General features: G+C 37.1%; 25 protein-coding genes. 13 read left to right on the forward strand and 12 right to left on the reverse strand.

What is annotated here, in order from left to right:
* Positions 1 to 47 precede the first annotated feature (47 nt).
* The 10 genes from ACQ76T_RS22300 to ACQ76T_RS22345 all read left to right on the forward strand — a co-directional run bounded on the left by ACQ76T_RS22300 (position 48) and on the right by ACQ76T_RS22345 (position 13146).
* Positions 48 to 2150, forward strand: a complete 2103-nt coding sequence (locus ACQ76T_RS22300) for a prolyl oligopeptidase family serine peptidase (protein WP_431345400.1) — start codon at positions 48 to 50, stop codon at positions 2148 to 2150.
* A 137-nt stretch (positions 2151 to 2287) separates the two neighbouring features.
* Positions 2288 to 5386 carry a reprolysin-like metallopeptidase gene (locus ACQ76T_RS22305; protein ID WP_431345401.1) on the forward strand — a complete coding sequence of 1033 codons (3099 nt, stop codon included), beginning with the start codon at positions 2288 to 2290 and terminating at the stop codon, positions 5384 to 5386.
* Between the two features lie 139 nt (positions 5387 to 5525).
* On the forward strand, positions 5526 to 7646 hold the full coding sequence (gene scpA / locus ACQ76T_RS22310) for a methylmalonyl-CoA mutase (protein ID WP_431345402.1): 2121 nt from the start codon (positions 5526 to 5528) through the stop codon (positions 7644 to 7646).
* Between the two features lie 44 nt (positions 7647 to 7690).
* Positions 7691 to 8086: a hypothetical protein gene (locus ACQ76T_RS22315; protein WP_431345403.1), complete on the forward strand. Its 396-nt coding sequence runs from the start codon at positions 7691 to 7693 to the stop codon at positions 8084 to 8086.
* A complete protein-coding gene (locus ACQ76T_RS22320; RefSeq protein ID WP_431345404.1) occupies positions 8052 to 8669 on the forward strand; it encodes a M28 family peptidase in 618 nt (205 codons plus the stop codon). Before ACQ76T_RS22315 ends, ACQ76T_RS22320 begins: the two co-directional genes overlap by 35 nt.
* Before the next feature lie 408 nt (positions 8670 to 9077).
* Positions 9078 to 9818 carry a hypothetical protein gene (locus tag ACQ76T_RS22325; protein ID WP_431345405.1) on the forward strand — a complete coding sequence of 247 codons (741 nt, stop codon included), beginning with the start codon at positions 9078 to 9080 and terminating at the stop codon, positions 9816 to 9818.
* 27 nt (positions 9819 to 9845) lie between these two features.
* A complete protein-coding gene (locus ACQ76T_RS22330) occupies positions 9846 to 11237 on the forward strand; it encodes an RtcB family protein (RefSeq protein WP_431345406.1) in 1392 nt (463 codons plus the stop codon).
* Positions 11238 to 11407: 170 nt separating this feature from the next.
* The gene (locus ACQ76T_RS22335) at positions 11408 to 11953 is read left to right on the forward strand and encodes a hypothetical protein (protein WP_431345407.1); all 546 of its coding nucleotides are present in this window, start codon (positions 11408 to 11410) and stop codon (positions 11951 to 11953) included.
* A gap of 1 nt (position 11954) precedes the next feature.
* On the forward strand, positions 11955 to 12653 hold the full coding sequence (gene prfH / locus ACQ76T_RS22340) for a peptide chain release factor H (RefSeq protein ID WP_431345408.1): 699 nt from the start codon (positions 11955 to 11957) through the stop codon (positions 12651 to 12653).
* Positions 12640 to 13146: a hypothetical protein gene (locus ACQ76T_RS22345; RefSeq protein WP_431345409.1), complete on the forward strand. Its 507-nt coding sequence runs from the start codon at positions 12640 to 12642 to the stop codon at positions 13144 to 13146. Before prfH ends, ACQ76T_RS22345 begins: the two co-directional genes overlap by 14 nt.
* A 49-nt stretch (positions 13147 to 13195) precedes the next feature.
* On the opposite strand, the gene ACQ76T_RS22350 is transcribed toward ACQ76T_RS22345, so the two are convergent.
* Both ACQ76T_RS22350 and ACQ76T_RS22355 read right to left on the reverse strand, forming a co-directional pair.
* Positions 13196 to 13483, reverse strand: coding sequence for a c-type cytochrome (locus ACQ76T_RS22350; RefSeq protein WP_431345410.1), 288 nt, complete (start codon positions 13481 to 13483; stop codon positions 13196 to 13198).
* Positions 13484 to 13508: 25 nt separating this feature from the next.
* Positions 13509 to 13802, reverse strand: a complete 294-nt coding sequence (locus tag ACQ76T_RS22355; RefSeq protein ID WP_431345411.1) for a c-type cytochrome — start codon at positions 13800 to 13802, stop codon at positions 13509 to 13511.
* A gap of 196 nt (positions 13803 to 13998) precedes the next feature.
* Here ACQ76T_RS22355 and meaB point away from each other — a divergent pair, with 196 nt between their 5' ends.
* Positions 13999 to 14991 carry a methylmalonyl Co-A mutase-associated GTPase MeaB gene (meaB, locus tag ACQ76T_RS22360; protein WP_431345412.1) on the forward strand — a complete coding sequence of 331 codons (993 nt, stop codon included), beginning with the start codon at positions 13999 to 14001 and terminating at the stop codon, positions 14989 to 14991.
* On the opposite strand, the gene ACQ76T_RS22365 is transcribed toward meaB, so the two are convergent.
* Positions 14988 to 15536 (reverse strand): DUF4251 domain-containing protein, encoded by a 549-nt coding sequence (locus ACQ76T_RS22365; RefSeq protein WP_431345413.1) that lies wholly within the window; start codon positions 15534 to 15536, stop codon positions 14988 to 14990. The genes meaB and ACQ76T_RS22365 overlap by 4 nt on opposite strands.
* A gap of 107 nt (positions 15537 to 15643) precedes the next feature.
* Between ACQ76T_RS22365 and ACQ76T_RS22370 the strand changes: the two genes are divergently transcribed.
* Both ACQ76T_RS22370 and ACQ76T_RS22375 read left to right on the forward strand, forming a co-directional pair.
* Positions 15644 to 16450 (forward strand): M48 family metallopeptidase, encoded by an 807-nt coding sequence (locus tag ACQ76T_RS22370; RefSeq protein WP_431345414.1) that lies wholly within the window; start codon positions 15644 to 15646, stop codon positions 16448 to 16450.
* Between the two features lie 88 nt (positions 16451 to 16538).
* A complete protein-coding gene (locus ACQ76T_RS22375) occupies positions 16539 to 16850 on the forward strand; it encodes a hypothetical protein (RefSeq protein WP_431345415.1) in 312 nt (103 codons plus the stop codon).
* A 39-nt stretch (positions 16851 to 16889) separates the two neighbouring features.
* Here ACQ76T_RS22375 and ACQ76T_RS22380 read toward each other — a convergent pair whose 3' ends face one another.
* The 9 genes from ACQ76T_RS22380 to ACQ76T_RS22420 form a co-directional block, all read right to left on the reverse strand.
* Positions 16890 to 17501, reverse strand: coding sequence for an outer membrane beta-barrel protein (locus tag ACQ76T_RS22380; RefSeq protein ID WP_431345416.1), 612 nt, complete (start codon positions 17499 to 17501; stop codon positions 16890 to 16892).
* Positions 17485 to 18300 (reverse strand): ABC transporter ATP-binding protein, encoded by an 816-nt coding sequence (locus ACQ76T_RS22385; RefSeq protein WP_422695118.1) that lies wholly within the window; start codon positions 18298 to 18300, stop codon positions 17485 to 17487. Before ACQ76T_RS22385 ends, ACQ76T_RS22380 begins: the two co-directional genes overlap by 17 nt.
* Positions 18300 to 19052 carry an MlaE family ABC transporter permease gene (locus ACQ76T_RS22390; RefSeq protein WP_431345417.1) on the reverse strand — a complete coding sequence of 251 codons (753 nt, stop codon included), beginning with the start codon at positions 19050 to 19052 and terminating at the stop codon, positions 18300 to 18302. The genes ACQ76T_RS22385 and ACQ76T_RS22390 overlap by 1 nt, the downstream gene beginning before the upstream one ends.
* A gap of 106 nt (positions 19053 to 19158) precedes the next feature.
* Positions 19159 to 20529 carry an exopolysaccharide biosynthesis polyprenyl glycosylphosphotransferase gene (locus ACQ76T_RS22395; protein WP_431345418.1) on the reverse strand — a complete coding sequence of 457 codons (1371 nt, stop codon included), beginning with the start codon at positions 20527 to 20529 and terminating at the stop codon, positions 19159 to 19161.
* A 42-nt stretch (positions 20530 to 20571) separates the two neighbouring features.
* The gene (locus tag ACQ76T_RS22400; RefSeq protein ID WP_431345419.1) at positions 20572 to 21201 is read right to left on the reverse strand and encodes a 7-carboxy-7-deazaguanine synthase QueE; all 630 of its coding nucleotides are present in this window, start codon (positions 21199 to 21201) and stop codon (positions 20572 to 20574) included.
* A 7-nt stretch (positions 21202 to 21208) separates the two neighbouring features.
* Positions 21209 to 22093 carry a bifunctional 5,10-methylenetetrahydrofolate dehydrogenase/5,10-methenyltetrahydrofolate cyclohydrolase gene (locus tag ACQ76T_RS22405; RefSeq protein WP_431345420.1) on the reverse strand — a complete coding sequence of 295 codons (885 nt, stop codon included), beginning with the start codon at positions 22091 to 22093 and terminating at the stop codon, positions 21209 to 21211.
* 52 nt (positions 22094 to 22145) lie between these two features.
* A complete protein-coding gene (gene pgi, locus ACQ76T_RS22410) occupies positions 22146 to 23786 on the reverse strand; it encodes a glucose-6-phosphate isomerase (RefSeq protein ID WP_431345421.1) in 1641 nt (546 codons plus the stop codon).
* A gap of 199 nt (positions 23787 to 23985) precedes the next feature.
* Complete coding sequence (locus ACQ76T_RS22415) at positions 23986 to 24591, reverse strand: hypothetical protein (RefSeq protein ID WP_431345422.1); 606 nt, start codon at positions 24589 to 24591, stop codon at positions 23986 to 23988.
* Positions 24581 to 25015: an RNA polymerase sigma factor gene (locus tag ACQ76T_RS22420; RefSeq protein WP_431345549.1), complete on the reverse strand. Its 435-nt coding sequence runs from the start codon at positions 25013 to 25015 to the stop codon at positions 24581 to 24583. Before ACQ76T_RS22420 ends, ACQ76T_RS22415 begins: the two co-directional genes overlap by 11 nt.
* Between the last annotated feature and the right edge of the window lie 57 nt (positions 25016 to 25072).

Genomic DNA, 25072 nt, shown 5'->3' on the forward strand with positions numbered 1-25072 from the left:
TTTTTTTATTTCACATACTTTACGTATTTTTGAGAAAACCGTTCACTATGAATTTTAAACCAATGTTATTAACTGCTGGAGTTTTATTTTCAGCATCTTTTTATTCTCAAAAAATGAATTATCCTAAAGCCGTAAAGGGAAGTCAGACAGACACTTATTTTGGAAGTGCGGTTTCAGATCCTTACAGAGATCTTGAAAATGATTCTAAAGCCACCAAAAAATGGGTAGATGAAGAAGTGGCATACAGCCAGAATTATCTTTCGAAGATTCCGTTCAGAGATAAAATTAAAGATCAGCTGAAAGAGATCTGGAACTATGAAAAAATTTCTGCCCCTTTTAAAGAAGGAGATTATACCTATTATTATAAGAATGACGGTTTACAGGCGCAGTCTGTTTTATACAGAACCCATAATGCAACAAAAGCTACAGAAGTATTTTTAGATCCGAACAAGTTTTCAGAAAAAGGAACTACTTCACTTTCCAATCTTTCATTCAACAAAAAAGGAAATCTGGCTGCTTACTCCATCTCAGAAGGAGGAAGTGACTGGAATAAAATTATCATTATTGATGCCATCACAAAAAAACAGATCGACGAGACTATTTTAGATGTGAAATTCAGTGGAATTTCTTGGCAGGGAGATGAAGGATTTTATTACTCAAGCTATGATAAACCTAAAGAAGGAACGGTTCTTTCCGGAATGACGGATAAGCATAAAGTATATTTTCACAAACTGGGAACAAAACAGTCGGAGGATAAACTGATTTTTGGAGGAGACAAAACTCCAAGAAGATATCTGAGTGCAGGAGTTTCTGAAGATCAGAGATTTTTAATCATTTCTGCTGCAAATGCAACGAATGGAAATGAATTGTATATCAAAGATTTAAAGAATGGAGGTGACTTTGTACAGATTACCAAAGGCTTTGATGTGAATGCAGGTATCGTAGACACAGAAGGAGATACCCTTTTCATTTTCACAGATAAAGGAGCTCCGAATATGCGTCTTGTGAAAACAACCATTAGCAATCCGTCTCCTGATACCTGGAAAGACGTTATTCCTGAAACAAAAAATGTGTTGGGAATATCTTCAGGAGGTGGTTACTTCTTTGCAACTTATATGATTGATGCTATTGATCAGGTAAAGCAATTTGATAAAACCGGTAAATTGGTAAGAGAAATTTCTCTTCCTGGAAAAGGAAATATTTCCGGTTTTGGAGGAAAAGAAAAAGAGAAAGATGTTTATTACTCTTTCAGCAACTATATCACGCCGGGAACCACCTACAAATTTAATGTAGATTCCGGAAAATCAGAAGTGTACCAGAAACCTAAAGTGAAATTCAATCCGGACGATTATGTGTCAGAGCAGGTATTCTATACTTCAAAAGACGGTACAAAAGTTCCTATGATGATCAACTATAAAAAAGGAACTAAACTTGACGGAAAAAATCCTACCATTTTATATTCTTACGGAGGGTTTAACATCAGTTTACAGCCTTCGTTCTCTGTAGTGAACGCTATTTGGATGGAAAATGGAGGAATCTATGCTGTTCCAAACATCCGTGGTGGAGGTGAATATGGTAAAAAATGGCACGATGCAGGAACAAAAATGCAGAAAAGAAACGTATTCGAAGACTTTATCGCTGCAGGAGAATACTTGCAGAAAAAAGGATATACTTCTAAAGAATATATGGCGCTGTCCGGAAGATCAAACGGAGGACTTTTAGTAGGTGCAACAATGACGATTCGCCCTGATCTGGCAAGGGTAGCGTTCCCTGGAGTTGGAGTATTAGATATGCTAAGATACAACAAGTTTACTGCAGGCGCCGGCTGGTCATATGACTACGGAACAGCAGAAGACAGCAAAGAAATGTTCGAATACCTTAAGTCTTACTCTCCTGTACATAATGTGAAGGCAAAAACATGCTATCCATCTACAATGATCATTACAAGTGATCATGATGACAGAGTAGTTCCTGCCCATTCATTCAAATTTGGAGCAGAACTTCAGGAAAAACAGTCTTGTAAAAATCCTATTTTATTAAGAATTGAAAAAAATGCAGGACATGGAGCAGGAAGAGCAACCGATCAGGTAATTAGTGAAAATGCAGATCTTATATCATTTGCATTGTATGAAATGGGAATTAAGAAATAATATAAAAATATTAAAATATAACCTTAGCGACTGATTTGTTAGAATTAGTCGCTTTTTTGTGTTGCTTATTTAAATATAATTATTAATTTTAGCTCGGATATTTAAATTTTACTATTTTTTCACTCAATTAGGTAATTATGAAAAAAAGAATTTTACTAGTTTGTGCATTGGCGGCAGGGTTGTCCAGTGTTAATGCACAAAGGTGGGAGCCGGCCTCGCAAAAAACGTCTCAAATCAGAAAAGAAGTAGAAGTTCAGTACTCCTACAGAGTAGATTTACAATCTCTTAGAAATATTTTAAAAAATGCTGTAGAAACAGGAAAAGGAGCTCAGGCTGTTACCGTTTCTTTACCTACAGCAGAAGGGAAAATTGAAAGATTTGCCGTATACAGTGATCCTGTAATGGAAAAATCTTTGGCGGATAAATATCAACTAGGTTCTTATGTAGGGGTAGGAGTAGATGATCCTTCAAAATATTTAAGATTCAGTACCTCTCCAACAGAAATGCAGTCTATGATTATTAAAGACGGTGTATTTCAGTTTATAGAGCCAATTACAACAGATAAGCAAACTTACGGAGTTTTCTATAAAACTAATAGAACAGAAGGATTGCATGGGTTTGAGTGTTCTACAGATGAAAAAGGTATTGATATAAAATCACTAGAAAGTTACGGAAAAAAAAATCTTTCTAGTGTAGGCATTACGAATAGACCTGCAAGTACAAAATACAGAACCTATAGATTAGCACTATCAGTCACAGGAGAATATACACAATATTTCATGACTCAGGCTGGTGTACCTGCTACTGCTACTGATGATGAAAAAAGAGTTCCTGCACTTGTGGCTATTAACAATACAATGAGCCGTGTAAATGGTGTCTTTGAAAAAGATTTCGGAATAAAATTACTTATCCAGAATTTCCCTAATATTATTTACACAAACCCAGCTACAGATCCTTACTCTGCTGCTGCTGCTGGATCTGCTGGAGCATGGAATTTACAACTACAACAAGCTTTGACAGCACAGGTAACAAATGCTAACTACGATATCGGACACTTATTTGGAGCCTCAGGTGGAGGTGGTAATGCAGGATGTATCGGCTGTATCTGTACAGACCCAACTTCGGCTTCATCTAAAGCTAAGGGTTCAGGATTTACCTCTCCTGGAAATGCAATACCAAGTGGAGACGCTTTTGATATCGATTATGTAGCTCATGAAATGGGACACCAGCTAGGAGGAAACCACACCTTCTCACATGCTTCAGAAGGATCAGGGGTTAATATTGAGCCAGGTGGGGGTACTACCATCATGGGATATGCAGGAATTACACAGGATAATGTTCAGGCTAATTCTAATGCTTACTTCCATTATTCTTCCATTAATCAGATTCTGAATAATCTTGATGCTAAGACAACATGTGGAGTAGCAGAAAACATTACCAATAATAATGCTCCTGTTATTGCTGCTCTTACACCATACACTATTCCTAAAGGAACAGCTTATTATTTAGAGGCTTCAGCTACAGATGCTCAAGGTGATCCTATTAACTATACCTGGGAGCAATATGATAGTGTAACTAGTAAAGGTTCTATTTCAGGAGACAGTGGTTGGGGTTTCATTACAGAAGGTTCTATCGCAAGATCATTTACGGGGACGGCAAGTGGAAGAAGATATTTTCCTAGTTTACCTCTTGTAATGGCTGGAAAGCTTACCAATAAGGCAACTTGGGAAACGGTATCATACGTTCCTAGAGTTCTTAATTATGCAGTCACGGCAAGAGACGCAAATGCTCAAAGACCAATGCTTTCATCTCTAGAAACAACAGTTACGGTAGGGAATGATGGACCATTTAAATTTAATGGTATTACAATTTCTACCTTACTTTACAATAATGCTTCCAATACTATATCATGGGATGTTGCCAATACAAATGCAGCACCTTATAATGTATCTAATGTAAAGATTGAGTATACTACCGATCTTGTCAATGGATCATCATGGACAGAACTTGTTGCTTCTACTCCCAATACTGGAAGCTATACTGTACAGATGCCATCCGGATTAACTGGAAGTATAAAATTGAGAATATCTGCAGTGGGTAATATATTCTTTGCAGTATCTCCTCAAGTGACTGTTGGAGCAGCACCAACATCTTCTACAGCAGCACCTCTTGGAGTTTTTGTTCAGGATACTGAGATATTCAGAACTTCCGCGAGAATATCTTGGAATGGCGTACCGGGTGCTACTTATTCGATTAACTACAGAAAAGCAGGGGAGACGAACTGGCAGAATACAACAAGCTCTATAAATTCTGTATCACTCTCAGGTCTTGAAGACGAAACAACCTATGAAACACAAATTGCCGCTGTCGTAAACAGTATACCAGGTGCATTTTCTGCAATGTATGCCTTTAAAACAAAAGGGTTAAGAACCGGATATGATTACTGTCTAATGACTACGGGAGGAAATAATATGAATGGTGGGTTTTATAGTGGACTAATTGGATTAAACGTAGGAGGCTTAAACTATTCGGAAACTACTGTAGCTGGAGTAGCAAGAACTTATTTAGATTTTAGTGCAGATCCTACTAAAACAGTTAATTTAACAAAAGGAACTCAATATACTGGTACATTTAGAACTTTAGGTAACCCTAGTAATTATAATGACTGGCTTGAAGTATGGATCGATTTTAATAGAAATGGTATTTTTGAAGCTTCAGAAAAAGTAGGTTCTCATAGTGCAGTTCCGGTTAATGATCCAGTTAATGATCCAGGAGCTACTGGATACAAATATCATGATGGCTCATTTACATTTACAGTGCCAACCACTGCTTATGCAGGAGATAAAACTCTTAGAATGAGAGTGGCAACGACATTCTTTAATGCAGCATCAGGACCATGTGGATATCCTTCCGTTCCTGCAGGAGGAGGTAGTATTGTTTCAGGAGGGGGATTCAGAGACTTTAATGTGAAGATTTCAGAAACATTAGGAGTAGGTGAAGTAAAAAATCCAAAAGCATCAGAAGTATCTATCTATCCTAACCCTGCGGACACTTTCGTAGAAGTAAGAAACCTTAAAGGTAAAGCAGATTACAAAATCTATACTGCTGACGGAAGATTAGTTCAGGAAGGTAAAATTGATGGAAGAATTAACGTTGCTTCTTTAATCAAAGGAATGTATGTAGTGACAATCAAAGACGAGAAAGACACTTACAATACAAAGCTTATCAAAAAATAAGTAACCCTTATATAAATAAGAGAAGGCCGGGCATTTGCCCGGCCTTTTTCCTTTAATAAATATCAGAAAAACTGAATGTTAACAGATATTTTGTGTTTCGTTCAAAAAAATTAACTTTACGGGGACAAAAATAATTGGAATGCGAAAAACAATTTCTGTGAAAACCCCGGATTTTAAAGTGTTACCTCAAGAGAGAGAAATCTATAACTTTGAGAAAGACGGACTTGAACTCAAATCATCCTATGAAAAAAAAGATGTAAAAGACGAATCTTTAACACAGACTTCTCCAGGAATTGAACCTTATCTAAGAGGACCGTATTCTACGATGTATGTACAAAAACCATGGACGATCCGCCAGTATGCCGGTTTCTCTACAGCAGAAGAATCCAATGCCTTTTACAGAAGAAACCTTGCTGCAGGGCAAAAAGGACTTTCCGTCGCATTTGACCTCGCTACCCACAGAGGATATGACTCAGACCACGGAAGAGTTGTAGGAGACGTAGGAAAAGCCGGAGTAGCCATCGATTCTGTAGAAGATATGAAGATTCTTTTCAACGAGATTCCTTTAGATCAGATCTCAGTTTCTATGACGATGAATGGAGCCGTACTTCCTATTTTGTCTTTTTATATCGTTGCTGCTGAAGAGCAGGGAGTAAAGCAGGAACTTCTTTCAGGGACCATTCAAAATGATATTCTGAAGGAATTTATGGTAAGAAATACGTACATTTATCCACCAGCCCCATCCATGAAGATTATTGCCGATATTTTCGAATACACATCACAGAATATTCCGAAGTTCAACTCTATTTCTATCTCAGGATACCATATGCAGGAAGCTGGAGCCACCCCCGTACTGGAAATGGCCTATACATTAGCAGACGGTCTTGAATATGTAAGAACAGGAATTAAAGCAGGAATGAACGTTGACGATTTTGCTCCAAGATTATCATTCTTCTGGGCAATCGGAATGAATCATTTCATGGAAATCGCTAAAATGCGTGCTGCAAGATACATCTGGGCTAACCTTTTAAAACAGTTTAATCCGCAAAATCCAAAATCCCTTGCCTTAAGAACCCATTCACAAACTTCAGGATGGTCTTTGACAGAACAGGAACCTTTTAATAATATCACAAGAACAGCGATCGAAGCATTATCTTCCGCATTAGGAGGAACACAGTCGTTGCATACCAACGCTTTGGATGAAGCCATTGCCCTTCCAACAGACTATTCTGCAAAAATTGCAAGAAATACGCAGATCATTCTTCAGCAGGAAAGCGGAATCTGCGATGTGGTAGATCCAATGGGAGGAAGTAATCTTGTAGAAAGCCTTACTCAGCAGATGATTGAAGAAGCGATGAGGTATATTGATGAGGTAGAGCAAGAAGGAGGAATGACAAAAGCGATCGAAGCAGGAATTCCAAAGATGAGAATTGAAGAAGCCGCCGCAAAAAAGCAGGCAAAGATCGATAGTGGAGAAGAATTCATTATTGGGGTAAATTCTTTCAAATCTTCTTTAAAACAGGAAGCAATAGAAATCCTTGATATTGATAATACAGAAGTTCGCAGAAAACAGATCGAAAGACTGAATACAATAAAAGCAGAAAGAAATTCTGAAAGCGTAGTACAAATTCTAAACGAAATCCGTGAAAGTGCAAAAACAGGAAAAGGAAATCTTCTGGCACTGTGCATCGAAGCCGCAAGAAGAAGAGTGACTCTTGGTGAAATGAGCGATGCTATGGAAGAAACCTTTGGAAGATATAAAGCAAACATCAAAACAATCTCTGGAGTATACGCAATGAACGCAGGTAAAAATGAATACTTTGAAAAAGCCCTTAATCTCACTCAAAAGTTTGAAGAGGAAGAAGGACGCCGCCCAAGGATAATGGTGGCTAAAATGGGTCAGGATGGGCACGACAGAGGCGCAAAAGTAGTCGCTACTGCTTTTGCAGATATGGGATTTGACGTAGATGTTGCTCCTTTGTTTCAAACTCCGGAAGAAGTAGCCAAACAGGCTATTGAAAACGATATCCATATCTTAGGAGTATCTTCCCTGGCTGCAGGACATAAAACGCTGGTTCCCCAAGTCGTGGAAGAATTGAAAAAACTCGGTGCAGATGATATTACGATCGTTGTAGGAGGTGTTATTCCACAGCAGGATTATGAATTCCTCTACGCGAATGGAGCAGACTTTATTTTCGGCCCCGGTACCAACCTTCCTAAGTGTGCAGTAGAAATTCTGGAAAGATTTTTAGGAAAATAAAACTAAAAAGCTTTAATTTCAATCCAGAGAATAAAGCACAACCTATGAATTTTAAAAATAATATAAAGCCTACCAGGAAGATAATTTCTTTGGCAGGCTTATTTTTTATCATTGTTCTTGTATGGGGTTTAAATAAAAAAGAACAAAATATACAGTCTTCCAAAGTCACTGCTGATATAGAAAAAGTAAAAAAACATTTAACAGCCCTTACAAAAACACCCCGGTTTCGAAATCATAAAAATATAGATCAGCTCAATGCTGTTGCAGATTATATTCATGAGACTTTTAAAACATACAGTGATAGTACAAGGTTTCAGGAATACACTGTGGATGGAAAAGTATACAAAAATGTAATCTGTTCATTCGGGACAGAAAATAGCAAAAGAATAATCATAGGAGCCCATTATGACGTTTGTGGAGATCAGCAGGGCAGACGATAACGCGACGGGAGTTACCGCTATTTTAGAGCTTTCCAGGATGTTGAAAGAACAAAAGCTCAACTACAGAATAGATCTGGTAGCTTATACCTTAGAAGAGCCTCCTTATTTCAGAACTGAAAATATGGGAAGCTACATTCATGCAAAATATTTAAAAGACCAAAATATCAATGTCTATGGAATGGCAAGTGTTGAAATGATTGGGTATTTCCAAGATGAAAATGAGTCACAGCATTTTCCTGCAGGAATTCTCTCATGGATCTATGGTGACAGAGGTGATTTCATTACCTTGGTTAAAAAATTCAGTGGAGCAGGACCTTTCGTTAATGATTTTATTGATCATTTTAAAAATTCAAAGCAGATAAAAACAGAAACATTTGCAGCTCCAAAGTTTGTAGGTGGTGTAGATTACTCCGATCATTTGAACTACTGGAAATTTGACATCCCCGCACTCATGATTACCGATACTTCATTCTTTAGAAACAAAAATTATCACGAAGTAACAGACACTCTAGAAACCCTCGATATAGCTAGAATGACAAAAGTTATTGACGCTATTTTCCTCAGCATTATTCACCTTAAGTGAAAAAAATATTTTGATTATCAGAAAATTTTATATATTTGCATCTGAAAATCAAGTTTAACCATTTAAAAACAACGAAGCAATGTTCAGAAGCAATCAGAATTCTACAGTTGGATTACCACTTATGTTGGTAAGGCTTCGCGGTTTGGTACATTCTTAGAATAATAGTACAATACAATATCAAAACCCGAAGTCGTAGAGATTTCGGGTTTTTTATTGCGCAATATTTCAAAACTCGAATTTAGTTTCCCCCGAAATCTTTTTTAGTGTCTTTTAAGGACGATAGAGATGAGGTTGCATCCTCAGGCTCATGCTGTCCAATGTCAAACCATTCAACTAGTAACTTAGTTGAAATAAGATGCAGAACAAATCCATAATCCTGGATTTTGTACCTGATGTCTTGTGCCTTATATGGAAAATAATAACCTTTTGCCTTTCCGCCTTAGAAGCGTGAGAAGCAGAAAAAGAACTATAAAAAAAGATGTAATAAAGCAGATAAGAAAAAAGTATCGTCGTAATGAAGAGTTGAAGCAGATAAAAAGAAATATTCCGTGGATTCCTTTAGAAAACCCTTACCAAAGAGGATTTGTAAGATTCTTTGTAGTGTGGGAAGATGTAATGAGATCAAAAGACGGAGAATTCTTCAATGAGATTTTAACGAAGATCAATACGTACATGTATTCTGAAAGCCGACAGTTTCTGAAAAAGAAAAAAAGAAAATTGGGAAGAAGAATGTATGTAGAAAAAGAGCAGAAGCTTAAACGTATTTCTTTCACTTCCTGGACCGATCCAAAATTTGTACTTACAGCCAGAGAAAGGCAGTACTTTTTGAGAGAAGAAGAATACTGCCCTATCAGAAAGAGGGAGGAGACTTACTACAAGTTTATTGAACCATGGAGGTTTATCTTAAGAATAAGATCCAATATGATTACTCATTATAAACCTGTAGATTTTGAATTGGAAAAGGAAAATGCAGAGCTTGAGGCTTATTTAGGGCAACACAAAGTGAAAGGGATTATTCATAAAACTATTTATGGTAAATCCTATACATGGAAAACCAAAAGAGAAGATAATGATCTTATCAAAAGCATGAAGTATGCAACCTGCACAATGTCTGCAACAGAAATTGCAGAAAGCTTACAGGACGAATAAGTCCAAATGTTATTTAAAACAAAAACAATGGGAAATTTAAAACTAAAAGGAAAAGATATATTAAAATTAGGCTATCCAAACAATCAAAGTATCAATGTAGCATTGGAAGTCATGAAAAGAAATTTTGCAACCAAAAATATACATCACGTAAAATCTCTTTTGAAAGAAATTCTGCTGAATCCGGAGAATTTTGAACAAGACCTGACTTTCGGTCAGATTGCTGAAGCTTTACTCTCCTCTAAGAAAACAGAAAAGAGAATGCTGAATTCACAGCGTGCCTCATTTCAGATTTTTGGAAATAATATTTCAGAGGAAGCTAAAAATCAACTGTATACAGCTTTGAAACTTCCGATTTCTACACAGGGAGCATTAATGCCAGACGCACACAGCGGTTATGGACTTCCCATAGGAGGAGTACTCGCTGTAGAAAATGCAGTAATTCCTTATGGAGTAGGAATGGATATCGGCTGCAGAATGAGCCTCAGTATTTTGGATACACCCATTTCATATCTTGAAGGAGCAAGAGATAAATACGAAAAAGCGCTTGCAGAACATACAAAATTCGGAATGTATGAAACGCAAAAATCTCACATAGATCATGAGATTTTCGAGAGAGATACATTCGATATGATCCCGATCTTAAGAAGATTGAAGGGAAAAGCCATCAAACAGATGGGATCCTCAGGCGGAGGAAATCACTTTGTTGAATTCGGAGAAGTAGAAATCACCGAAGAAGATGAACAAATTGGCCTGCCAAAAGGAAAATATCTGGGTATTCTTTCACACAGTGGTTCAAGAGGGTTAGGAGCTGAAATTGCCCAATACTATTCGAGAATGGCTACCGAACAATGTCCGTTGCCTAAAGAAGCGCAAAATTTCGCGTGGCTGGATCTGAATACCCATCTCGGTCTGGAATATTGGACCGCAATGAATCTCGCAGGAGATTATGCTTCAGCCTGTCATGATGATATTCACAGAAGACTGGTAAAAGCAGTTGGTGGAAGAGTAAAAGCCAGAATAGAAAACCATCACAATTTTGCCTGGAAAGAAATTCATAACGGCAAAGAAGTGATTGTTCACCGAAAAGGAGCTACTCCTGCCAATGAAAATGAATTGGGAATGATCCCGGGATCTATGACGGCAAAAGGATTTATCGTTCGTGGTAAAGGAAATCCGGATTCATTGAACTCCGCTTCACATGGCGCAGGAAGAGCGCATTCAAGAGGAGAATGCAGAAGCCTTTTTACTCAGCATGATATCAAAAAAGAATTGAAATTGAAAAATGTCACGCTCATGGGCGGGAATGCAGAAGAAGCACCTATGGCCTATAAAGACATTAATGAAGTGATGAATGCACAGAGCGAATTGGTAGATATTCTGGGAACATTTCAACCGAGAATCGTAAGAATGGACCGATAAATTATTGATGGTTTGTAATTGAAAGCCAAAACTTTATTTTGATAGAATATAAAATTCTAGGTACCCAGCCTTATAGGTTTCAAAAACCTGTAACGCTTACCAAAGTCAAAAATAAAAATAATTAAAGGTGTTAATTATAAATCATTAATTATCAATTAAATTATCAAAAAATGGGAGCACCACATAATATAAAAAGATACGGAGAAGTCTGGCCGGAATTCAGAATCAGGCTAGGACTTGAAATTTTAAATCAATTAAAAGATAACGTCATCATATCAGGAGGTTGGGCGTGGCATTTTATGTCTGAGAAAGGACATGCTGAATATAAGCACGCTCATGATCATAAAGATATTGATGTTTTTGTAAAAAAAGAAAATGTAGCTGCGGTCGTGATGATCTTGCAGGAAGAAGGCTTTCAGAAAGTCTGGACGCGCTACGATCATCTGCCGAGTCAGGAGAACTTTCGCAGATATGAAAAAACAGTAGAATTGGAAAATGGTAAATTTCACAGAATCACAATCGATTTTTTTGAGAAAAATGATCTCGAAACCATCGAAGCAAACGGGTTTACCGTTGTAAAACCCGATGTTTTACTTTCATTCTACAGAAATATTCACTCCAGCGACAAGTGCTGGGCAGTAATGGCTGCAACAGAATTATTACAGAAGGGAATAGATCCGGTAGGAAATCCCTTATTAAACAAAATCCCCAAATAACATGGAAAAATTAATACAGATCACTTCAGGAAGAGGGCCTCTAGAATGCCAATGGGTTACAGCCAAAGTGCTGAAGACCTTTCTTGAAGAAGCGAAACACAATAATATAGAATACGAAATCATCCACCGTGAAAATGGTGATGAAAATCTAACGTTAAAATCAGTAACCCTGCTTTTAAAAGGAAAAGAAGTTCCAGATTTCTTAAAAAGCTGGCTGGGAAGTATTTGCTGGATAGGCAAAAGCACATTCAGAAAACTTCATAAAAGGAGCAACTGGTTTATTGGAGTCTTTGAACTTGAACATATTAAGAAAATTGAATTCAACGAAAAAGACATACAATTTCAGGCAGTCAGAAGTCAGGGAAGTGGCGGACAGAACGTTAATAAAGTGAATACTGCCGTCCGTGCGACTCATATTCCGAGTAAAGAATCTGTCTTTGTGCAGGATTCACGTTCACAATTGGAGAATAAGAGACTGTCTATTATCAGATTAAAAGAAAAGGTAATGGCAGGTTATATTCAAGCATTGGAAGAGAAGATGAAGGAAACCTGGAATCACCATTTGCGGGTGCAGCGGGGAAATCCTGTCCGAACATTTTCCGGAACAGATTTTAAAAAGAATTATGTTGACAAGTCTTTCAAAAAGCAAAGAAACGTCCTGAAAAATGAATTAAAAAACTACGAAAATGACCTTAACTAAAAGTAAATACTATTTTGAAGCGCTGGACTATTTCCCATTCAACCTTTCCGAATGTATGGATGCGCTCAACTATGCCTTGTCCTATGAACCCGAAGATGCAGACAGCCTTTGTCTCATGGGAAGAGTATATTCAGAGGAATTAAAGGATTATGAAACCGCAAAAAAATATTTCGATGAAGCCATGCAGAGCAATATCGGAAATGTCAATACCCCCAAATATTATATTGAGTGTCTTTTGAGTAACGAAGATTATAAAGAAGCAGAAAAATTAATTGAGTTTGCCCTAGAACTCAAAGGAATTGATAAGTCGGAAATCCTGAACTGCCTGTCTCTTCTGCAAGAAAGAAAATTTGAATACAAGCAGGCTTTGGCAACCCTTAAAGAAGCCAAAAAATTTGCTTACAACCGTACGGCACTTGATGTCATTGAAGACAGAGAAAAACTAGTTAAAGCAAAAACAACCAGAACAAGAACCGTAAAAAAGACTGAATAATCTGTCTTAACTTTTGGGAATTAAAAGAAATAAGCTTTCGTTAGAAAGCTTATTTTTTGTTCACAGAGATCAGGTAATCATAAACCATTTGATGCTGGTCATCATTAAGCTTAGCTTTAGGAGCCATTCTGCTTAAAGTGTTGATCCATCCCTGGTTGTCATGCTTGGTAGGCTCCGGTAATTTGTGGCATTTTGCACAGGAATTTTCAAAGATCGTTTTTCCCTGGGCCAGTTGCTCGGATGAGGTATACTTTGGCCCTGTTACTGCCGTACTTTTAGGCCCGCAGGATACCAGAAAGGCAGATGCTGCAAGACCGCTTAAGATTAATTTTTTCATACCCATATTTTTGTTTTGTTGATGATTATTTCTTTGCAGAAACAATGTAGTCGTAAACCCACTGATGCTGCTCATCTGTTAGTTTCGCTTTTGGAGCCATAGAATTCATAATTCCTACCCATTGTACAGGATTGTGAGAGGTTGGATCCGGTAATTTATGGCATCTTCCGCAAGAATTTTCAAAAATTGTTTTTCCCTGAGCAATTTGCTCTGCAGTAGATGTTGTAGTCCCTGGAGTTGTAGAAGACGTGCTTGCCTTCGGTGTACAGGATACCAACAGAATGGCTGTAAATGATGCCGCAGCGAAGAGTTTTTTCATGTTTCTTATTTTTGCTATATAACAAATGTAATAAATTCCCAAGGCCCTTGATACAGGCGGTTGTAGTTTTAATTTAGAAGAAATAAAATTAAAATTGCAGCTTGTAACAAAATGACAATTACCCATCTAAATATTTTATCCGCTCATTGAATTTTGGCTATTGATCATTCCCATTTTAATTATTACTTTTGAATCAATGAAATTTTCTACAGAAGAGCTAATAGAAGGAATACAATCAGGAAATAAACGTCTGATTGCAAAAGCCATTACATTGGTTGAAAGTAAAAAAGCAGAACATAGAATACAGGCAGAAGAACTTCTCAAAAAAATAATGCCTCTTACCGGAAATTCTGTAAGGGTAGGAGTGACAGGAGTTCCCGGAGCCGGAAAATCTACTTTTATAGAAAGTTTCGGGAGGCTGGCCATTAAAGAAGGTAAAAAAGTAGCTGTACTCGCCATTGATCCCAGCTCTTCCATCAATAAAGGAAGTATTCTAGGAGATAAAACCAGAATGGAGGAACTTGCAAAAGAGGAAAACGCTTTCATTCGCCCTTCTCCCAGCTCAGGGTTTTTAGGAGGAGTGGCCAATACGACCTTTGAAACAATGATGATCTGTGAAGCTGCAGGATACGACTATATTCTTATTGAGACAGTAGGAGTAGGGCAGTCGGAGGTCCTAGTAGCCGATATTACGGATGTTTTCCTGTTTCTTAAAATCATAGGAGGTGGTGATGAACTCCAAGGGATAAAAAGAGGCATAATGGAAATGGTAGATCTTATTTTTATCAATAAAGTTGATCAGGACAACCTCCAGAAAGCAAAAAATACAAGACTGGAACTAAAAAGAGCTTTGGATTTTATTCCTCCCAAAGAAAAAGAGTGGAAAATACCCGTTTTATTGGGATCAGCCTTACAAAATGAAGGGTTGAAAGATATTTATGATAAAATTTCAGAATTTATTGATCTTAAAAAGAAAATAGGCCGTTTTGAAGAAGTCCGCATTCAGCAGGCAGAGAAACGTTTTGAATACTGGGTGCAGGAATATATTCTCTCTTTAATGAAAAGAAATAATGAGGTAGAGGAAGCTTACTTTATGCACAAAAAAAATGCCTCAGAAATGGTTTCTAATCCCAGTACTGAAGCAAAATTATTTGTTGAAAAATTTTTATCTGATAAAAATGGAGGTTAAGGTTTTTCTTTGTCCTGTTTTACCTCACTTTTTGAAATATATCCATCATAGCTAATCGGTTGCCTGTCATTGCTTCTCATAGAAACAAGAGCTTTACCGTTTTTAAAGATTTCAATATTAATTTCATCTACATTTCTCACATCATTAGGCTTAATTTTTAAGGTCCATTTTCCTTTTTTATTTTGAGACTTATTGATGGTAAAATCTTTTGAAGTAAATCTGTAGCTGTTGTTAGATGTGTTTCCATACGTTGCATTGAACAATCTTCCGAAATAAGGCAAAGCTACATCCAGATTATTCTTGCTTACATCAATCGTATAGCTTCCGTCCAGATTCAGCATCCTTGTAGAGGTAGCGTTGGGCATAGAGCCCAATACATTGATCACGTCATAGTTGGTCGGGTTGGCTCTTTCCGCATGGAAGGTAAACTCCTGAGAATCTATTAACGCGTTCACTATCTTTGGATCTGCTGAGCTCTGAGAGGCACAGCTCTGAAAAAAGAACAGGAATCCAAAAAACATCAGAATGGGAATATACTTTTTCATAATTGAAATAATTAGTAAATTTAAATAGCAAAATGTATGCAAATATATCCTTTCTTGATTATTTTGGAATAAAAATTGTTAAAGTTGAATTATTAACACTCAAACGTATGAAATTTACACATCTATTAGGAATTGGGGCAATTGCCCTGTCGGTCTCTGCCTGTACTACCAACCCGATTACGGGAAGATCGTCATTACAGTTGGCCAACAATTCAGAAATTTTAACAATGTCTGCTCAGGAATATAAGACGACATTGTCTAAAGGTAAAGTGATTACCGGCACAGCAGATGCAAAGAGAGTGGTAAATGTAGGAAACAGAATTAAAAGTGCTGCAGAAAGATATTATCAGAATATCGGAAGATCTGCGGATCTTGCCAATTATAGCTGGGAATTTAATCTTCTGCAAAGCAATGAGCTGAATGCATGGTGTATGCCGGGAGGTAAAGTAGCCGTTTATACAGGAATATTGCCCGTTACGAAAGATGATAACGGACTTGCAGTAGTATTGGGACACGAGGTTTCTCATGCATTGGCAGGACATGGTAATGAAAGAATTTCTCAGGCGATGATGGCTCAGTATGGAGGAGCTTTGCTTGGAGGGGCTATTTCTAATGCGCAGTGGGCTAGTGTCTTCCAAAAAGTATACCCTATAGGATCTCAGGTTGCTTTATTAAAATATGGAAGAGGTCAGGAATCAGAAGCAGATGAAATGGGACTTTATCTAATGTCTATGGCAGGATATGACCCAAGAGCGGCAATTCCTTTCTGGAACAGAATGGAAGCTTCTTCTTCGGGATCAAGACAACCGGAGTTCCTGTCTACTCACCCGAACCCGGAAACGAGAATCTCTGATATTAACAAAGATTTACCGAAAGCATTAGAATATTATAAGGCTTCGGGAGGAAAAATATAATTAGAATTTTAATCTTGAGTAAGGCCTTATTAAATTTTTAGTAAATTTGGTAAGGCTTTTTTTTATATAATCACCTAAACACAATATTATGAAGAGTTTATCAATCACAGGACTTATTCTCTTAGCAGTTTCTGCTTTACTGTTTTATCTTACTACTGACTTTACCGTTGAAAAAATTACCATGTCTCATATTATGGGAGTGATGGCCGGAGTTGGAATTGGCCTTATCATTGGCGGAATGGTAGGGTATTTAAGTAAAGGAAGTGCGATAAAAGAAGAACAGAAAAGAAAAGAATTCAAACAACTGCAAAAAGACAAAGAAGAGCTTGAAAAGCAGGCTGCCGAAATTGCAAAACGCCAGGCAGAGCTTGAAAGTCAAAATAAAAACCCTCAGATCTAGATCTCAGGGTTTTATAGTTATTATTTTCGATAGTGTGGATTAGAATTTGTATCCCAAACCTACCATAAATAGGTTAGGTCTGTTGTCGTATCTGATTTCCGAACCGGAAACTCTGTTGATGAAATTTCTTTCATCTTTACTGAAGGCCCCTTCATATCTTGCATTAAGAATAAGCTTTTTAATTTCAAGCTGAGCCCCAAATTGGTAACCTACCGTAAAATTATTTTTAGCATTTTCTTTGAAATCATTGTAAGTATTGTCTTTGCTTAAGTTAAAACTTCCAACCGGACCTACAAAAACGCCCAACATATTGCCTAAAAGGTTATATCCTAATAAAACAGGAACATCAATACGATTGCTTTTAACATCGAAAGTTGTATTCTCTGTTGTGAACTCATTCTTAAAATGGGTATAATAGATTTCCGGCATTACAAACAGTGATGTAGGAAGACCAACTTTTAAGGAAAGTCCCACATTGAACCCTACATTATTTTTTCCTGATCCGTTAACGGCATCGTTCACAGTTCCTTTAATGTTGGACCATGAAGGAGAACCTGTCGGAAATATCAGATTCGCTTTACCTGCCAGTGAAATCTGGGCTGAAGCCCACATTGAAAACCCTATTAACGCTACACTAAGTACCTTTTTCATTATCGTCTATTTTTGTAATTGTATTTTCAATCGTTTTATTGTTCTCAAGTAAATATTCTCGCAGCTCTTTAAATAGTTCTGAAGAATAAACGAAATCAATCAGATTTTTATTGCCTGCAGTAATCAAAATGTCTTTGTTACCTTCCCATTCTTTGATTCCTAGTCTCAGGTATACAATTTTCTCGCCAATAGTCATCACGGAGTTCATATCGTGAGTATTGATGATGGTAGTCGTGTTATATTCTTTCGTGATTTCGTACAGAAGATCATCAATTACTTTAGAGGTGTACGGGTCAAGGCCTGAGTTGGGCTCGTCACAGAACAGATATTTGGGATTGTTGACAATGGCTCTTGCAATGGCAACCCTTTTTTGCATTCCTCCGGAGATTTCTGAAGGGTATTTTTTATCTGCTTTGTCTAGGTGAACTCTTCCGATTACCTCAAACACTCGTTTTTTCTTTTCTCTATAGGTAAGGTTGGTAAACATATCCAGCGGAAACATGATGTTTTCTTCCACTGTTAATGAATCAAATAAGGCACTTCCCTGGAATACCGTTCCGATTTCCGAACGGAGGTGCTGCTTCTCATCTCTGGTCATCGTATTGATATCCCTTCCGTCGAATAGGATTTCACCGGATGAGGGCATATAAACATTCAGGAGACTTTTTAGAAACACGGTTTTTCCCGAACCACTCTGCCCAATGATTAAGTTTACTTTTCCTTTATCAAATGATGTTGATATTCCCTTAAGTACTTCAACATCATCAAAACTTTTCTTAAGATCTTTTACCTCAATCATTAGCTTAATATTAATTGGGTTAGAATTAATTCAGAAATGATAATAAATACCATTGTCCATACTACAGCCTGCGTACTGGCTCTACCTACCTCAAGAGATCCTCCTTTTACAGAATATCCGAAATAAGAAGGAACCGTAGCAATAATAAATGCAAAAACGGTGGTTTTGGCAAATGCATAGTAAATAAATAAATTAGGCATATACATTTGAATACCAGTGATATAGTCGTTTGTAGTCCAGTTGCCGGTTAATATCCCTGCAATGTATCCTCCTGCAATACCAAACACAATACTGATGGCAATAAGGAGAGGATTAAAAAGCATACAGGCGATAATTTTGGGGAAAATCAGGAAGTTGGGAGAGTTTACCCCCATAATATCCAGGGCATCAATCTGTTCGGAAACTCTCATTGTTCCTATACTGGAAGCGATATAAGATCCTACTTTACCTGCTAAAATCAAGCTGATAATAGTAGGGGCAAATTCCAGTACAAGTACTGCCTTCGTTGCATATCCTACAAATGACGGAGGAATAGGAAACGAAGATGCATCAAAATTATTGAACATCTGGATAGCTACTACAGCCCCCACGAATATTGAAGTGAAGACTACAAGTCCGAAAGAATTTACTCCCAAATCATTAATTTCTCTCATGAACAGCTTCCAAAAAACCCTCATTTTTTGGGGCTTCTGCAGGGATTTTCCTAAAAGGATCATGTATTCCCCTACTGCTGTGAAAAACTTTTTTAACATACTGCTAAATTAGACTTTTTTATTGAATTAGGCTAAGGTTGAAGATGAGACTGACGGACAGAATAATGTTAAAATTATCTCATCTTTAATTTTTTGCCTTACGTTTTTATTTTGCGTTCTTATCTCCACCTATTACTAATAGAACGGTTTTTAAAATAATAACCAGATCCAGTACAAAACTCCAGTTCCTTACATAAAAGGCATCGGCCAGTACTCTTTTTTTCATTTCTACTTCCACATCTCCAAAATCACCACGAAGTCCGCTTACCTGTGCAAGCCCTGTTATACCCGGGCTTACCATACTTCTTAAGCTGTATCTTCCGATTTTCGGTTTGTAATAATTGTCAACGGCCAGCATATGAGGGCGAGGCCCCACTACAGACATTTGCCCTTTCAGGACATTGATAAACTGAGGAAGCTCATCGAGGCTGGTTTTTCTTAAAAATTTACCAATGTTGGTAATCCTTGAATCATTTTCTGAAGTGGTTTTTGTCGCAGATTCGTCATTTACCACCATAGTCCGGAATTTAATACAATTAAATACCTCTTCATGAAAACCATATCTTTTCTGAAGGAAGAAAACAGGTCCTTTAGAGGTCAGTTTAATACATAAAGCTATAATGGGAAATACCCACGAACAGATAAATACCAAAACAAAAATGGAGAAGAAAAGATCGAATGTTCTTTTCATCAGAAAGTTGGAATAATAATCCAGCGAATATCTGGCCTGGCTGAGAACAGGCTGTGTCTGTATGTAGCCGAGGTCATAAAGGAAAAAATCGCTCTGTGTAATACTCGGGATCAACGAGACATGAACTTTATTGTCTTCTGCCAGTTTGAATAATTCCGTTTCAGTTTTTTCGTCGTATGAATTCTCTGTGGATAAAAACAACGTATGAATTCCATTCTTTTTCCAAAAACTGACTAAGTCGGGTACTTTAATTTCCGGGTTTTCATATTCAAATATCCTGTATCCGTAATCTTTACGGTCTTTAAATATATTCTTCAGAATCTCCGTAGAATCGTTATCTCCAAGAAACATTACATTTCGATGGTTGATCCCGAGTGATCGCAAATATTTGATCGCAAAATAGATAAGTGACTTTGCGAGAAAAATAAAAACAAACAGATAAAAGGAAAGCCAGTAAATATCTGAATTGAAGAAAACGTTGTTACTCACCTTTCCGATAAGCAGCACTCCCAGTATAAAAAACAAGAAGTGGATTAAAAGCCGTTCCAGAAACAGGGTATAGGTAAGGTTTCTCGGGATATTGTATATTTTTGTCCTACCGCTGAGAAGCACCCAGAACAAAAACAGTAAAATCAGTGAGAAAATATTCTGATACCAGGTTTCTTTATGGTATTTTAAATTTTCATTTCTGCTTATAAAAAAGAATATAAAGATAGATGCAATAACCATAAGGTCAAGCAAAATAATGATCGATTTCAGGTATCTAGAGTATCGAATTCTCTGCATCTATCGGTGTTTTAAAGAAACAGCGAGCTAAGGTACATATTTTTATGGGATATTCAGATATTTATGGGTCTGAACTGAAGCCTGCCATTCAGGATGTTCCAGGATGAAGTCTGTAATTTTAGGATACATGTCATTTCTTTTGCTCCATTCACTTTGAAGGTAGAGTTTACAGTTTTCAGAAACTTTCGCTGCCTGCTCCTGAGCAAAGGTAAAATCATGCTGATTAAAGATGATCATCTTCAGCTCATTGGCCTTTTGGTAAATTTCTTCTTTAGGAAGTCCTGTCTTCTTCGGAGAAAGGGTGATCCAGTCCAATTGTCCGCTCATAGGATAAGCTCCTGATGTTTCGATATGAACGGTACATCCCAGCTCTTTCAATTTAGCGGTAAGGATATCCAGATTCCACATCAGAGGTTCGCCTCCTGTAAGAACGATGGTTTTACAGTGTTTGGCAGCGGTCTCTGCAATCTCTTCAGCATTCATCAGTGGGTGAAGTGCCGGGTCCCAGCTTTCTTTTACATCACACCAGTGGCATCCTACATCGCACCCTCCTAATCTGATAAAATAAGCGGCCTTTCCGGTGTGTGCTCCTTCTCCCTGTAAAGTGTAAAAATGCTCCATTACGGGGAGCATTTTACCTTCTTTTAATAAAATATCTTCTTCTTTATTCATTTTAAAATTAGTCGTTATAGACCGAAGTTTTGTAAGCGATGATGGTGTTTTTCATCAACATTGCTCTGGTCATTGGACCTACTCCTCCAGGTACCGGCGTGATCCAGCCTGCTTTTGCGGCACAGCTGTCGAAATCTACATCACCTGCAAGGTAATATCCTTTTGGAGAGTCATCGTCTACTCTAGTGATTCCTACGTCAACAATTACTGAGCCATCTTTGATCATGTCTCCTTTTAAGAAGTGAGGATCTCCCAATGCTGTAATCACGATGTCTGCCTTTTTTGTATATTCTTCGATGTCTTTTGTATACGAGTGTGTAAGAGTTACCGTAGAGTTTCCTGGGAAATCTTTTCTACCCATCAAAATACTCATTGGTCTTCCTACAATTTTACTTCTTCCGATAATTACACAGTCTTTTCCTTTGGTTTCGATGTTATATCTTTCTAATAACGTTAAGATTCCGAAAGGAGTAGCTGGTAAGAAAGTATCCATTTCCAATGCCATTTTTCCAAAGTTTTCAGGGTGGAAACCATCCACATCTTTTCTTGGGTCAATTGCATTGATGATTTTTTCCTGATCTATTTGGTCTGGTAGAGGTAACTGAACGATAAATCCGTCAACGGCTTTAGATTTGTTCAGTTCGTCAATTTTTTCCAACAATTCAGATTCTGAAACTGTACTTGGAAATTTAATTAAACTGGATTGAAATCCTACTTCCTCACAGTCTTTCACTTTAGCGTTTACATAAGCCTTGCTAGCTCCGTTGTTTCCAACAAGAATTGCTACCAAATGCGGAGCTCTTCTTTTGCTTTCGAGGATTTTTTCCACTTCCGCTTTGATTTCTGCTTTTATTTCCTTGGATACTTTAAGTCCGTCAAGAATTTCTGCCATTTTTACTTTTTATTACTTTTATTAGATTTACTTTTACTTTCTTTTTTACTTACTATTTAAACTCCTTATAGTAATTGATCAATCCGTTGGTAGAGCTGTCGTGAGAGCTTATTGCTTCATTGTTCTCCAATTCCGGAAGGATTTTATTGGCTAAAACTTTTCCTAATTCCACTCCAAACTGATCGAAGCTGAAAATATTCCAGATTACTCCCTGTACAAAGATTTTGTGCTCATATAGAGCGATAAGCTGGCCTAATGAGAATGGAGTTAATTCTTTGAATAATATAGAGTTAGTTGGGGTGTTTCCGTGGAAGACCTTGAAATTGATCAATCGGTCTATTTCTTCTTCAGATTTTCCGGAATTTCTAAGCTCTTCTTCTACTTCTTCTTCCTGTTTTCCAAAAGCAAGTGCTTCAGTTTGAGCGAAAAAGTTAGCGAGTAATTTATCCTGATGATCCGAAACTTTATTCGGACTTTTTGTATAAGCAATAAAGTCAGCAGGAATCAATTCTGTTCCTTGGTGAATCAATTGATAGAATGCGTGCTGCCCATTGGTACCTGGCTCTCCCCAGATGATTGGTCCTGTTTCGTATTCTACAAACTCTCCGTTTCTGTCTACACATTTTCCATTACTTTCCATATCTCCTTGCTGAAGATAAGCGGCAAATCTATCCAGATATTGAGAATAAGGTAAAATTGCATAGGTAGTGGCTGCATAGAAATTACGGTACCAAATTCCTAAAAGTCCCATTAATACAGGAATGTTTTCAGAGAAATCTGCAGTCTGGAAATGTTGGTCTGTATCAAATGCACCTCTTAGAAGCTGCTCGAAGTTTTCATATCCTACAGAAAGTACAATACTTAATCCGATCGCACTCCAGAGAGAATATCTTCCGCCTACCCAATCCCAGAATTCAAAAATGTTTTCTTCTGCGATTCCAAACTTTTTAACTTCTTGAATATTAGTAGATAAAGCTACGAAATGTTTGGCTACATCTTCTTGGTTTCCTGCTTTAAGGAACCAATCTTTTGCAGAATTAGCATTCGTCATTGTTTCCTGAGTGGTAAACGTTTTAGAAGCAATGATGAATAAAGTGGTTTCCGGATTTAAGTTTTTAACAACTTCTGCAATGTGATTTCCGTCTACATTGGAAACGAAATGAACATCTAATCTTGTTTTAAAATGCTTTAAAGCAGAGCACACCATTACTGGCCCCAGATCCGAACCTCCGATACCAATATTTACCACATCAGTAATCTCTTTTCCGCTGAAACCTTTATGTTCTCCTGAAATTACTTTTTCAGAAAAAGACTTCATATGGTTAAGAACTTTCTTAATCTGTGGTTTGATGTTTTCTCCATCCACGATAATTTCACGGTCGGAAAAATCTCTCAAAGCTGTATGAAGAACCGCTCTTCCTTCGGTTTCATTGATCTTATCACCGGAGAACATTTTAGTAATAGCATCTTTCAGTTGAGATTCTTCAGCCAGCTGCAATAGAAGCTCTCTTGTTCTACTATCAATTAAATTTTTAGAATAATCAAAAAGATAATTGTCCTTTTGTAAAGAAAATTCTTCAAAACGGTTCGGGTTATATTGGAAAAGGCTTCTAAGATCAAAGTCGTTTCCTGCAAAATGTTCATCAAGAGCTTTCCAGCTGTTGGTTTGTATAGGATTTATTTTTGATAGCATAGGGTAAGAATTTAAAAGATTCAGAAAATGATTATTCGTATCAGAATTTCAAAAAATCTATAACGATTTATTTCTGATTTGCAAATTTAAGGAAAAATAAAACCTCAGATAAATTTGAACGTGATAAATAACGTTTTTTTAAAAAACAAAACCTCAGATGTTCTCCGAGGCTTTATAATACATATAAAAAATGAATGATCTATTCTTCTATTTCGTCAAGGATCTTTTCAAGTTGTCTGGCACTGCGTCCGTAAAAGTACTTTGTCCATAGAACAATTCCTGCTACAACGGCAACTATTCCTACTACCACCAGCAATATCAGAACTATTTGTTTCGTGCTGGAAATATTGGTTAAGGATTCACCTTTTTTTCCTAACGTGTTATAAGCCGTTAAACCTAACGTAATCATGAGATGAGGCAATAACAAAAAACCAAAGGACTGATATCTTTCCATATTTAACGTAAGCTCATGATAGATTTTCCAGAGGCTGTTTCTTGTATTGCCGGTATAAAGTTCTGCTTGTTTATAGAACTTATAAAATTCAAATAAATAATAGCAGGAGACAATCACCAGGAATGTATAAGAGATATAATAAATAGTGTACTGAGAAGCTGGAAATTGTAATACCAGCGGGAAAAAGCCAATCATGATAACAGAAAATACCTGAGTAGGAAATTCACTTTTCATGTTTTTCTTAATTTTTTCTACCGGATGTTTGCTTTCTTTAAGTTGCTTTATGGTGTCTGGAACCTGAAGGTCATTGCCTTCTTTATTCCACTGTTCTTTTAATTGATCAAAATTCATAACCTGATTTTTTTATGATTACCTGTATTTTTTCTTTTGTTCTATTGAGTTTTACCCGGGCATTACCTTCACTAAGCCCTAGATTGTTTCCGATTTCTTTGTGTGACATGCCTTCCATGAAATAAAATATAACGGCTTTTTCCAAGGAATTCAGTTCCTGAACAGTATTATAGAATATTTCTAACTGACTGTCCTTGGTTGGATTATAATCCTCTTGTTGTACTTCAAAATGAGTGGGAGCACTGGTGTGATTATTAGATCTCTGCTTTTCTTTTTTCAAGTAGGTAATGGCCGTATTAATGGCCACCCGATACATCCAGGTAGAAAACTCGCTGTTCCCTTTGAAGTTCTGATAGGATTTCCAAAGCTGGATAAGAATCTCCTGCTGCAGGTCTTCGCGGTCTTCTACAGAATCTGCATAGATCCGCGAGGCTTTATATAAAATACCCTTGTGCTGGTTGACAAGCTTTAAAAAAGCAGT

Source organism: Chryseobacterium sp. JK1 (genome assembly GCF_050632815.1).
In the GTDB taxonomy this organism is placed as follows: domain Bacteria; phylum Bacteroidota; class Bacteroidia; order Flavobacteriales; family Weeksellaceae; genus Chryseobacterium.